Here is an 11,879-nt window from a genome sequence, read left to right as displayed (position 1 = left end):
CGGTCCGTTCGGCTACGATGAGAGCCCGCTGTTGGAACAACCTTCATTGACGTTTGCCGCAGGGCGCCGTCCTTCGCCCAGAGATACCCGATAGTTATGAGCATGACCAAAACGAAGGGCACGTCCGGTAAAGCCCAGGCCTTGCCGCACCGCATCCGCGATCAGTTGCGTTACGAAATCCTGACGGGCGCCTTGCCCGCGGGCACCCCGCTCAAGCAGGACGCCCTGGCCACGCGCTTCCAGGCCAGCCGCATTCCCGTGCGCGAAGCGCTGCGCCAACTGGAAACCGAAGGCCTGGTGGCGTATCACCTGAACCGGGGCGCCGTCGTCATCCGCATGGACGTGGACCAGATCTGCGAACTGCTCGACATCCGCATCGCGCTGGAAGGCTATGCCGTGCGCGCGGCCGTGCCCAACATGGCGCGGGCTGACCTGGATACGTTGGAGGCCATCCTCAAGGCCTACGACGAGGCCGATTCCGTGTCGGAATGGGCCGAACTGAACCGCCGCTTCCATCTGGCTTTGTGCGCGCCCGCGAACAACACGCGCTTGCGTCGGCTGATTGAGGAATACGGCTTGAATACCGACCGCTACACGCACGAAATGATGTCGCAGGCGACCGGTAAGGAAGGCCCGCAGTCGGACCATTACCGCATCCTGGAAGCCTGTCGTCAGCAGGACGGCGCGTTGGCGGCGCAGTTGGTTGAAGCGCACATCCTTGAAACCAAGAAGAACCTGGTGGCCATGCACCGCATGCGCCAGGACGGCTGAACGGCTGAAGGCCCGCGCGCGGCGGGCCTTCAAGACGTGTAGACGGAACCCACCTACGCGGCGCGCCCGCCCAGATACAGCTCGCGCACCTGCTCGTCATTCATCAGCGCCTGCGCCTCGCCCGTGATGGCGACGGTGCCCATTGACAGCACATACGCGCGGTCGGATATCCGCAGCGCTTCCATGGCGTTTTGCTCCACCATCAGAATCGTCACGTCTTCCTTGGCGCGGATGCGCTGGATGGCTTCGAACACTTCGCCCAGCGTCTTGGGCGACAGACCGGCCGAGGGTTCGTCCAGCAACAGCAGGCCAGGCGACGGCATCAACGCGCGCGCCAGCGCCAGAATCTGTCGTTCGCCGCCCGATAGGGACGCGGCGGGGGCATCCAGCTTGCGTTGCAGCACGGGGTAGTGTTCGCACAAGGTACGCACGCGCGCGGCGCACTGCGCCTTGTCCAGCGCATTGCCGCCCACCAGCAGGTTTTCCCGCACCGACAGCGCGGTGAAGACGTTCTCGGTCTGCGGCACGAAGCCCAGGCCATGCCGCAGGATTTTCTCGTGCACCGGAAAGCGCGAGATGTCCTTGTCGCCCAGCATGACGCGGCCTTCGCGCGGTTTGAGATACCCGGCGATGGTTTTCAATAGGGTCGACTTGCCGCAGCCGTTCGGCCCCAGCAGCGTCACGATTTCGGCCTTGCCGGCATATAGCGACATGCCGCGCAGAATGTCCACGTCGCGCGTGTAGCCGGCGACGACGTTGTCCACTTCGATCATTTTTTCTCTCATCACGCGACCCCCATGCGCAACACGGGCGAGGCATTGGCGCCGGCGGCGGGCTTGGCGGCGGCGCCGCCCAGATACGCTTCCAGCACGCGCTCATTGGAGGCCAGCTCGTCGGGCCGGCAGTCGGCCACGATGTGGCCCCGGTCCAGCACGATGCAGCGGTGGCAGACCTCGCGGATGAAGTGCATGTCGTGCTCGACGATCACGATCGTCATGCCGGCCTGGTTCAGGCGCTGCAAGGCACCGACGATGTCGCTGCGCAGATTCGGATGCACGCCCGCGGTGGGTTCATCCAGCATCAGCATGCGCGGATGCGCCATCAGCGCGCAGACGATACCCAGCAGCTTTTTCTGTCCGCCCGAGATCGCGGCGGCGGACAAATCGCGCACCGGCGTCAGCAACAGTTGCTCCAGCAGCGCGTCGGCCCGCGCCCGCGCACGGGCTTCCGCCTGCCGCGCCGCCCGCGTGCCGAACAGGCTTTCCCAGACGCCGTGGTGCTCTACCGACGCGGCCATTGCCACTTCGGCCACCGACATCTTGCGCGGCATCGAGGGCAACTGAAAACTGCGCGCGATGCCAGCGCGAACGATCTGGTGTGCGCTGAGCGCATCAATGCGCCGGCCTTCGAACTGGACGCTGCCGGCGTCGATGGATTCGAAACCGGTAATGGTGTTCAGCAACGTGCTCTTGCCCGAACCGTTGGGGCCTAGCAGGCCCACGATTTCGCCGGGGCGGATGGCAAAGCCTACTTTTTCCAGCACGCGATTGCCGCCAAACGCCTTCGCCACCGAATCGACCTGCAATGCATAAGGGGTGGTCATGGCATCTTCCTCATCTTTTCCGGCAGCAGCCCTTCGCTGCGCCACAACAGGCATCCCAGCAGAATGAATCCGATCAGGCCCAGACGCAGCGCGCCGGCAATGTCGGAGCCAAAGCCGAATGCATCCTTGGCGAACGGCACCAGCGTGTAGGCGGTCTGTACCAGCACCACGCCCAGCACCACGCCGGAGAAATTGCCGATGCCGCCGATCATCAACATGGTCCACAGCAGGAAGGTTTCCGACGCCAGCAGATAGTCAGGGCCCACAAAGCTCATGTAGTGCGCGTAGAGCGAACCCGCCAGCGCCGTGACCGCCGCGCCCGCCATGACGGCGCGGGACTTCAAGGACATCAGGTCGTAGCCCATGCAGGCCGCCAGCTTCGGTTCTTCGCGCATGACACGCAGGGCGCGGCCGAAGCGGCTGTAGGCCAGCCTGCGCAGCAACACGGCGGCGGCTGCCGCCAACACCAGCACGAGGCCCAGGAAGGCCAGCGCGCCGCTTTTGCCGTCCATGCCGCCGAACACGGCGGGAATCCCGCTGATGCCCTGCGCGCCATTGGTCAGCCAGAGTTCGTTGGTGGCGATGGTGCGGATGATCTCGGCAATGGCCAGCGTGGCGATGCCCCAGTAGTCGGCCGCCAATTGCTTGCCCAGCCGCGCAATGCCCCAGCCCAGCGCCATGGCGACGGCAACGCCGGCCACCGCGCCCAGCGCCGGATGCCAGCCCGCATGAACGGCGATGCCGGTGCCGTAAGCCCCGATACCCGCGAACGCGATGTGGCCAAAGTTCAGCAGGCCGGCCAGGCCCGCCTGCAGGTTCAGGCCCAGCGCCATCAAGGCGAAGATGGCGCCGAAGGTTAACGAAGAGATCAGGAAATCAAACACGGCGCACCTCGCGGTCAAACAGGCCGTAGGGCTTGAACAGCAAGGCCAGCAGCAGGATCAGGAACGAGGCCGCGCTGATGTAAGCCACGGGCAGGAACGCCACCGGCTTGGCGTAGAGCCAGCCGAAGTTCAGGTTGGTCACCAGCGTTTCGGTGAACGCAATCAGGAACGCGCCCGCGACCGCGCCCAAGGGGTTGCCCAGGCCGCCCAGAATGGCGGCGGCGAACACGGGCAGCAGCAGGTCGGTGCCCAGGTTGATGTGCGCGCCCGTGGACAAGGCCAGCAAACCACCGCCCAGGCCGGCCAGCGCGCCGCTGGCAAACGCCACCTGGCAGGTAATGCGCGAGGCGTTCAAGCCGCTGGCGTCGGCCAGCGCAGGGTTGCACGACAGTGCGCGCATGGCGCGGCCGGCGCGGGTGTAGAACAACAGCAGCGTGAAGGCCGCCAGCAGCACGGCGGTGGTCGACACCGCGGCTATTTGCGTGACCGTAACGCTGGCATCCCCCAGCCAGATCGGCTCGGACAGGGGCAGGTTGAACATCCGCGGGAACGACCCGGCAATGCCCTGGCAGAACGCAATCAGCAGCATGGACAGCGCCAGCGAGCCGATCATGGTGATGGCGGGTCCCGCGCGCAGCAGGCGGCGGAACACCAGCAGGTGGAAGGCCAGCGCCATGGCGCCGGTCAGCAGGCTGGCGGCCAGCAGCGCCAGCGGCAAGGGCAGGGCCACGGCGCTTAGCGCATAGGTAAGGTACGCGCCCACCATGGCGTATTGCATGTGGGCGATGTTCGGAAATTTGACCAGCCCATACACCATGCTCAGGCCCAGCGCGATCAGCGCCAGGTCCGAGCAGCGTAGCAGCGTGTCGACGAGGATCTGGATCATCTTGTTGACTCGAAAGACAGCGGGAAAGACGGCAGGGAAGACGGCGCGAAAAAAAGGCCGGCACCATTCCCCAACGGCGCCGGCCAAGGCCTTATCAACGTACGACGATCTTGCCTTGATCGGACTTCAGCTTGGCGTAGGGCGGGTCGATGCGCTGGCGGTCGCTATCGAACTTGATGAAGCCGGTGACGCCTTCGTAGCCCTTCTGGCCCAGTTGGGTCAGCGCGGCCTGGATGTCGGCGGGCGCGGTGGACTTGGCCTGGTTCATGGCGGCGGCGGTCAGCAGCACGGCGTCATAGGCGTAGCCGGTGTAAGACGTCTTGAAGCCTTCCTTGTATCGGGCCTTGAACGCTTCGGCGTATTCGCGGCCCTTGGGACCCAGCACCGAGCCCACTTCCATGCCGATCTGGCCTTGCGCGATGTTGGCCGGCGTGTCGCTCAGGCACATGCTCAGCAGGATGCCGTACCACGGCGTCTTGCGCAGGCCCAGTTCAAAGGCCTCGCGATTGATCACGGCCGATTCCTGGCCGTAGGCGGTGTAGATGTAGGCGTCGGGCTTGCTGCGCGACATCTGCTGCAGCTCGCGGCGGTAGGTGGACTGGCCGGCGGTGTACAGCACTTCGGTCACGATCTTGCCGCCCAGCTTTTCGAATTCTTCCTTGTAGCCATGCGCCACGCCCTGGCCGTAGGCGTTGTTGGGCGCAATGATGGCCACGTTGCGGTAGGCCCTGGTCCCAGGTGTCCTTGGCCGAGAAGCGGTTGCCCTTGTCTTCCAGGCCGATCAGGTTGAAAGACGTGGCGCCCAGGTCGCGGATCTTGACGCTGGTGCTGGCGATGTTGATGTGCGTTACGCCTTCCTTCACCAGGTACTGGCCCAGCGGAATGGAAATGCCCGACGAGTATTCGCCGATGACCACCGGCACCTTGTCCACGCTGACCAGCTTGCGCGCGGCGTTCAAGGCGGTGGTGGGGTTGCCGCCGGAGTCTTCGATGACCACGGCGAACTTCTTGCCCAACACGCCGCCGTCGGCATTGACCTTTTCCACGGCCAGGTCCACGGCGCGGCGCACATCTTCGCCCACGGTGGCGTTGGCGCCGGTCAGGGACAGGACGGCGCCCATCTTCACGGTTTCCTGCGCCTGCGCGCCGGCGCCGGCCAGCGACAACATCAGGCAGGAGGCGCCCAGCAGCGGGCGGACGTTGAATTTCATGGTGTGTTCCCCTCGAAGGATGGCCGGACCAGCGTCTGGTGCGCGTGGGGTCTGGCGGTGCTTGAAAGACCGGGGCAAGGGCGCCCGCGGCTCACATACGAGGGCTAGATATGGATACTAAAAATCAAAATTGCATCCAATCTGGCTCAAGTGGATGCAAATATACGAGGCGAACGACGTCATAACAATATGGGGTTAACCCGTTACCGGGTGTATCGAACCGCGTTTCAGCCGCTGGGTTGCACCTTTGTCCCGCCCTTGAAACAACCGCGCCCGCCGACGGAGTCCGTGGGCGGGCGCGAAGCCGGGCGGGTCAAATCCGTCAATACATGTGCTGACCGCCATTCATGGCAACGTTGCTACCGGTCATGAAACCCGCCGCGTCGCTGCAGATGAAGGCCACCAGCGCGGCGATTTCTTCGGGTTGGCCAAGCCGCCCGACCGGGATCTGCGGCAGTATCTTTTCCTTCAACACGTCTTCGGGCACCGCCTGCACCATGCGCGTGTCCAGATAGCCGGGCGATACGGTGTTGACGGTGACGCCTTTGCTGGCCAGTTCCAGCGCCAGCGCCTTGGTGAAACCATGAATGCCCGCCTTGGACGCGGCGTAGTTGGTCTGGCCGAAGGCGCCCTTGCTGCCGTTCACCGATGAAATGTTCACGATGCGGCCCCAGCCGCGCGCCGCCATGCCGCCGCATAGCGGCTGCGTCATGTGGAACAGGGAATCCAGGTTGCTGTGCATGACCTCGGTCCACTGTTCCAGGCTCATCTTGGTCAGCCGGGCATCGCGCGTGATGCCCGCGTTGTTGACCAGGATGTCGATGGTTCGCCCGTCGTGTTCCAGTTGGTGCATCAGTGCCTGGCACGAGGCATGGTCGCCCACGTCCACCTGATAGAGCGCGAAGCGGCGGCCGCGCGATGCTTCATCTTCCGCCCAGGCGCGCGCGTCGGCTTCGTTGGAGTGATAAGTGGCGATGACATCGTGGCCAGCGTCGTGCAGGGCCAGCGCAATGGCCCGGCCCAGGCCGCCCGCGCCGCCTGTCACCAGTGCGGTGCGTTTAGGCGTCATGATGCGCCCCTGCTGGGCTGGCGTCGCGCATGGCCGAGCATGCGGCGGCCATCTGGTCGGACAGGGCTGACCACATCTGCGTCATCGGTGACGTGGCCAGCGCCATGCCGCCGCTGGTGGCAAGCTTGAACCAGCCGCTCATGGCTTCGCCCAGCCCGGCTGCCAGCGTCGCTTGTTCTTCCAGTGCGGCGTGGGTGATGGCCTGGCTGGCGTCCAATTGGCATTGCCATTGCTTGCGCGCGATGTCGCCGATTGCGGGCGCGATGTCCTGCCAGGCGCCGGAATGCTGTAGCGGCCCCAGCGTCGCCAGGTACTTGGTGGCGTTGTCGTCGGCCAGGCGTCGGCCCAGCTCCATCCAGCGTTGTTGGCTTTCTTGCGCAAGCTGCGCCAGGCGCTGGCAATAGGCGGCGTTGGCGCCGACGATTCCGTGGGAAGGGGAGGCAGTAGGTTTCTTCATCATCCGTCCTTGTCAAAGTGGGTAAGGGGTAACGAATCAGTCCTCAAGCCGTCAGGTCGGGGCGGCCGGCGCCGTGCGTGTGGCGTGCGTTAACAATAGCGCAGCGCAGACCCGCAACACCAGTCTGCGTCCGCCACCTCTTTGTCGCCTGACGCAGCGCGCAAACGCCGCATGGCGGGCGATACGGGCCGTGCAGAAATGGCGCCAAAGTAACTTGACGTTACTTCGCGCCTGGTGTGTCATGCATCGACGCCATCCATCGGCGCCCCAATACACGCGGCCTTCGCGCTGCCCTGGAACTTCTCGACGAGGCGAATTTGTCCACATCAGGAATGACGGTTCGCGTGCCGTCCTGGAGATACCTGCCGGTGGCGTTTGCCTTGGTGCTGCCGACCGTACTGTGCTCCGTCGAGACCTGGATTTACGCCAAGAAGCAGCAGCGCACGGAAGCCGAGGCGGCTGCGCAGATTGTTCGCGTGCAAATGGAGAACATGCTGGAGCAAGCCTGGCCCGTGCTGGACCAGGTGGCGGAACTGACGCCGCGGCCCTGCGCGGAGGTATTGCCGCAGCTACGGCGCTTGGGCACGCTGAACCCGTATTTTCGTGCTCTGGTTCTGTCCAACGATCGGCACCTCTATTGTTCGTCGGCCGTGGGCGAGGTGGATTTCGCGCTGGGCGATCTGCGCAAATGGCCCAGCGAAGGCACGCCGGATCGCTGGCTGTTTTCGGTGGCGGGCACACCCTTGGCGCCAGATCGCCCCGCCATCCTGCTGGGCAAGCCGGGCGCGCCGGGATACAGCGGCGCGGTGGCCGTGGATGGCCGCTACGTGCTGGACCTGCTCAACGCCGTGGCCACCTTGGGCGACTATGGCATGGAATTGATCGTAGGCAAGGGGGCGCCGATCCACAGCGATTCCTGGCATGCGTCCGATGCCAATGTGCAAGCCGTGTACGACGAGGTCACGCGCAACAACGGGCGCGTGGCGCTGACCATCCATGTCAAGGCGCCCACCGCCAACCTGATCGACGCCTGGCAGCAGCTATTGCTGAGCTATCTGCCCGTGGCGTTGTTGATTGGCGCGGGCCTGGCGTTCGCCGCCTATCGGCTGCAATTGAATCGCCTGTCATTCAAGGAGCAACTGCGTCGAGCCATGCGCGCCGATGAATTCCAGGTGCACTATCAGCCCGTGTATGGGCAACTGACGGGGCAGTGCGCGGGTGTTGAAGCGCTGATGCGTTGGAACCGCCCGGGCGTGGGCTTCGTGCGGCCGGACATCTTCATTGCCGCGGCCGAGGCGGAAAACATGATCATCCCCTTGACCCAACATTTGCTGCGCTTGATCGAGCGCGACATGCAGTCCTGGACGACGCCGCCCGACTTTCATGTGGGCGTGAACATCGCGCCCGAACATCTGTCCAGCAACGTGCTGGTGAAAGACATCCAGGCCTTCGTGGCCAGGGTCGCGGCGCGCCGGCCGTTGATCGTGCTTGAGATCACCGAGCGCAGCCTGATCTCGGACAGCGGCCAGGCACGCCGCAATATCGATACGCTGCGTGCCGCGGGCGTGCGCGTGGCCATTGATGATTTCGGCACCGGGCACTGTTCGCTGTCGTATCTGCAGAAATTTCCGGTGGATTATTTGAAGATCGACAAGGGCTTCGTACAGGCGATCATGCCATCCGGCGAAGAGGCGCCCGTACTTGACGTGATCATCACGCTGTCGCACCGACTGAACCTGGCGGTGGTGGCCGAAGGGGTTGAAACGCAGGCGCAGTTTGAATATCTGACGGCGCGCGGCGTCGCCTTCATCCAGGGCTATTTGTTTGCGCGGCCCATGCCGTCCGCTGATTTCGTGCCCTGGTATGCGCGGCACTCGCCGCCCGGCGAGCGGGTGGCATCGCTGCCCTAGATGCGGGCAACGCGGCCGGCAACATCATCAGGCGGGTTTGGCCTGCGGTTCTACCTTGGCGAAGAACAGGTCCGCAATGGCCTGGCCGTCCATGGGTTCGCCATTGATGGCGCGCGCCAGCAACTCCGCGCCCAGCAACTGCACCGAAAACACCAGGTCCGGCTGCACGCGGCGGATCTTCTCCAGGTGCTTGCTGGTGTTGACCAGCGCCACCGTCTTCGCGCCGCCTTCGCCCGTGGCTTCCTTGGCCGCCAACACGATGAATGCGTTTTCGGCGTCGTCGTCGCGCAGCGCCAGCACGTAGCGCGCGCGGGTCACGCCGGCGCTGTGCAAGACTTCCACGCTGGACGGATCGCCTTCGATCAGGTCCGCGGCGGCGGGATATTCCTGCGGGCTGCCGGGCGGCACGATCACCGTGACTTCGTCGCCCCGGCGGCGCAGTCCGGCATAGACGCTAAGCGCCAGCGGAGTCGCGCCCGCGATGATGATGTGGTTTTTTCTCATGGCGGTGGAGAATCTGCCTTTGACGAGCCGTTTCAGATTGCCGCCGATTACCGGGCCGGCAATCGCGCTGATGGACGTGGCGAATACGGTAATGCCAAGAATGATAATCGACGCGGTGAACAGCCTGGCCGTGATGCTGTGCGGCGTGATGTCGCCATAACCGACCGTGGACATGGACACGATGGAGAAGTAGAACGCGGTGCCCATGTCCTGCACCGGCGGGTTGAATTCGTTGCCCAGGTAGAGCGTGCCGAAGACGGCGTAGATCAGCAGAGACACCACACTGACCAGGGCGAACAGCGAACCCGCCGTGACGCTCGCGCGGTCAAAGCGCCGCCAATAGACGATCAGCGCAATCAACAGCACCAGCGTGTACACGCCCAGCCCCGCGCGCCCGGCCTCGCCAAGAATCGCAAAGGTGCCGATACCGATCAGCAGCACCAGTGAAAAGGCCCACGCGATCCGCGCCTTGAGAATCAGGCCGATGGCAATCACTTGCAGGCCCACGCCCAGCACCAGCCGGGGAATCTCCAACAGCCCGACCACCCGCATCACTTCATGCCAGTTGTCCAGCGCAAGCCAAAACGAATATTCGCGCGCGCGCACCTCGCGCAACACGGGGTGCATGAAGGCATAGCCGTCCAGGGCGACCAATATGGCCAGGCACCAGTTGGGCGAAAACAGCGCTCGCAGTTTCTTGAGCCGGCGTGACAGCGACGGGGAATTCAGGGGCATTGGACTGATCCTTTAGTCCGCATTTTAGGACGATGCGACGAGAGGCCCTGCTATATCAAATAGGTATGGAAGGCTATCAACAAAGAATTACTGGTTTCGCGGCCCAAGTCATAAACTCCGTTCATCACGCGGCTATCGAAGTGGAAAACCGCTGATGTGGATGGCAGGCCAGCCAGCAGTCAGGGCCGGCCCGACATCCAGGCGTTGATCACGTTGCAGCTTGCGCGGGGACTAGAGACCCGGCGCAGGTTCACGGTCGGACCGTGCGTGAGCAGTATGAGGCACGAATGTTGGAATCGCGTGATCCAGGTAGAAGGCATCAGTGCCGGCTGATGACTCCGGGTTCACGTGTTGTTTTAGCGCGGCGTCTTACCTCTCGGGGGCAGCGCCGCGTTTTTTTATCTGCTTTTTGCCCGTCTTCTTTGTGTTCAACGCTGAACACGCCAGGCCATTCGAGCCGACTCAGTTGGCCGCGTCCGCGTCCTCGGTTTCGCGGCGCCATTCTTCCAGCCCGTCTTGGCGGCTGTCTTCCCCCGAAGTCCGATAGTCCAGGTCCAGCGTGATGTCCGCGGCAAACATATAGCCCCAGCCGTGCACGGCGCGGATCGGCAACGTCATCTGGTTGGCGGCCGCCTTGCGCCGCAGGCGGCTGATCATCACGTCCACGAAGCGTCGGCGCGTGATGCCGCTGTCGGCCTCTTCGGCCCCATCGGCGTAGAAGGCGTCGCGGCTGACCTTGCGATCGGGCGCGGTCACCAGCCGCGACAGGAAATCCCGTTCGCCGGTGGTCAGGCCCAATGTGCGGCCTGTCGGGCTGATCAATGTCCAACCCTTGTTCGCCAGCCGCCAGGCTTCCTGTGCGGGTTCTTCGGTGTGTGCCTCGGCCGCGGCTTCCATGCCGTCCAAGCCCACCGCGCGGCGTACCAAAGCCTGGAGCGCCGCCGCCAATTCCAGCCCCGTCACGTCGGGCGGCAGGCAGGCATCCGCGCCGCAGAGCAGCGTGCGGATGCGGCTTTCCGCGTCCGTGAATGCGGCGATCGCCACGATGCCCAAGCCTCGGTCGACCGCGCGTAAACGCACGGCGGCGTTGTGGATATCGGAAAGTGGCGCGTCCAATACCACCAGGGGACTGGGACGGCGGGAATAGCGATCGTAGACGTCGATCAGGTCGTGACAGCGGCGTACGCAGAAGCCCAGATGAGATAAGGCGTCCACAAGCCTTGTGTGCTTGGCATCGTCATTGCCAAGGAAAATGACATCCAGCGTGTTATTCATTGATGCTTCCAATGAGAGGCGCGGCCCGAAGCGGCGGGCCATGACGAGACCGTCCGGCGGTGTTTTTTGAATGGGGGCGAGGAATCCGGCCGGTTGCTTGTCCCATGCTGGCCGCCAGGGGCCGGTGGACCAAATGCCGTCTTGAAGTCACGCCCGTGTTTCATTTAAACACGGGCGTGTTTTTTTGTGAAGATACGTTTCTGTAGTTTCTGATGGTAACCGCAGGAGGGTCCGTCCCTCTGGCGAAGGGCTTGAAACGGTGATTGTTTTTCCGCGTTGTCACATGCCCTGCAAGGAATTATTAAGTATTACCGATACATTATTTTCTATTTTGCATACCTGAAGGCTAATAAACTCAAGCCCCGAATTTTTTGCCCAACGTGCCAGTCGTACTTCCGACGCCGACGGGTTGTACCTGGTGGGCGGCAGAGTTAAGTCAATGCCAGATATGGGATTTTTTAAAAATATGGGGTGCCGGGCAGGGCGGCCCGCGCAACTGGCGTCAGTGGGAAAGCGCACGAATAGTGCGATTTACGGATTAACCCGGGAATTGGGGTGCAATCCGTTTATTTGG

General features: G+C 63.7%; 10 protein-coding genes and 1 pseudogene. 2 read left to right on the top strand and 9 right to left on the bottom strand.

All coding sequences use genetic code 11. The annotated features are described in order from the left end of the window. Positions 1-102: 102 nt before the first annotated feature. The gene (locus ELS24_RS26510) at positions 103-771 is read left to right on the top strand and encodes a GntR family transcriptional regulator (RefSeq protein ID WP_240669392.1); all 669 of its coding nucleotides are present in this window, start codon (positions 103-105) and stop codon (positions 769-771) included. Between the two features lie 53 nt (positions 772-824). On the opposite strand, the gene ELS24_RS26505 is transcribed toward ELS24_RS26510, so the two are convergent. From ELS24_RS26505 to ELS24_RS26475, 7 genes and pseudogenes are all read right to left on the bottom strand, one after another. Next, positions 825-1,544, bottom strand: a complete 720-nt coding sequence (locus tag ELS24_RS26505) for an ABC transporter ATP-binding protein (RefSeq protein WP_127185817.1) — start codon at positions 1,542-1,544, stop codon at positions 825-827. A gap of 11 nt (positions 1,545-1,555) precedes the next feature. After that, on the bottom strand, positions 1,556-2,374 hold the full coding sequence (locus ELS24_RS26500) for an ABC transporter ATP-binding protein (protein ID WP_127185816.1): 819 nt from the start codon (positions 2,372-2,374) through the stop codon (positions 1,556-1,558). Next, the gene (locus tag ELS24_RS26495; RefSeq protein WP_127185815.1) at positions 2,371-3,258 is read right to left on the bottom strand and encodes a branched-chain amino acid ABC transporter permease; all 888 of its coding nucleotides are present in this window, start codon (positions 3,256-3,258) and stop codon (positions 2,371-2,373) included. Before ELS24_RS26495 ends, ELS24_RS26500 begins: the two co-directional genes overlap by 4 nt. Next, entirely contained in the window at positions 3,251-4,144 is an 894-nt protein-coding gene (locus ELS24_RS26490; protein WP_127185814.1) for a branched-chain amino acid ABC transporter permease, read from the bottom strand. Before ELS24_RS26490 ends, ELS24_RS26495 begins: the two co-directional genes overlap by 8 nt. A gap of 94 nt (positions 4,145-4,238) precedes the next feature. Further along, a pseudogene (locus tag ELS24_RS31805) lies at positions 4,239-5,355 on the bottom strand (ABC transporter substrate-binding protein). A 322-nt stretch (positions 5,356-5,677) separates the two neighbouring features. Beyond that, the gene (gene phbB, locus ELS24_RS26480; RefSeq protein ID WP_127185813.1) at positions 5,678-6,424 is read right to left on the bottom strand and encodes an acetoacetyl-CoA reductase; all 747 of its coding nucleotides are present in this window, start codon (positions 6,422-6,424) and stop codon (positions 5,678-5,680) included. Continuing rightward, complete coding sequence (locus tag ELS24_RS26475; protein WP_342672797.1) at positions 6,414-6,881, bottom strand: hypothetical protein; 468 nt, start codon at positions 6,879-6,881, stop codon at positions 6,414-6,416. The genes phbB and ELS24_RS26475 overlap by 11 nt, the downstream gene beginning before the upstream one ends. Positions 6,882-7,198: 317 nt before the next feature. Between ELS24_RS26475 and ELS24_RS26470 the strand changes: the two genes are divergently transcribed. Continuing rightward, positions 7,199-8,791: an EAL domain-containing protein gene (locus tag ELS24_RS26470; RefSeq protein ID WP_342672796.1), complete on the top strand. Its 1,593-nt coding sequence runs from the start codon at positions 7,199-7,201 to the stop codon at positions 8,789-8,791. A gap of 27 nt (positions 8,792-8,818) precedes the next feature. Here the strand turns inward: ELS24_RS26470 and kch are convergent, their stop codons facing one another. Together kch and ELS24_RS26460 are read right to left on the bottom strand one after the other, a co-directional pair. Further along, on the bottom strand, positions 8,819-10,030 hold the full coding sequence (gene kch, locus ELS24_RS26465) for a voltage-gated potassium channel protein (protein ID WP_127185811.1): 1,212 nt from the start codon (positions 10,028-10,030) through the stop codon (positions 8,819-8,821). 462 nt (positions 10,031-10,492) lie between these two features. After that, complete coding sequence (locus tag ELS24_RS26460) at positions 10,493-11,305, bottom strand: winged helix-turn-helix domain-containing protein (protein ID WP_050449440.1); 813 nt, start codon at positions 11,303-11,305, stop codon at positions 10,493-10,495. Positions 11,306-11,879 lie beyond the last annotated feature (574 nt).

Source organism: Achromobacter spanius (assembly GCF_003994415.1).
Classification (GTDB): domain Bacteria; phylum Pseudomonadota; class Gammaproteobacteria; order Burkholderiales; family Burkholderiaceae_B; genus Achromobacter; species Achromobacter spanius_C.
The sequence above is the reverse complement of the archived record's forward strand: the minus strand, read 5'-3'. Positions and strand labels throughout refer to the sequence as shown.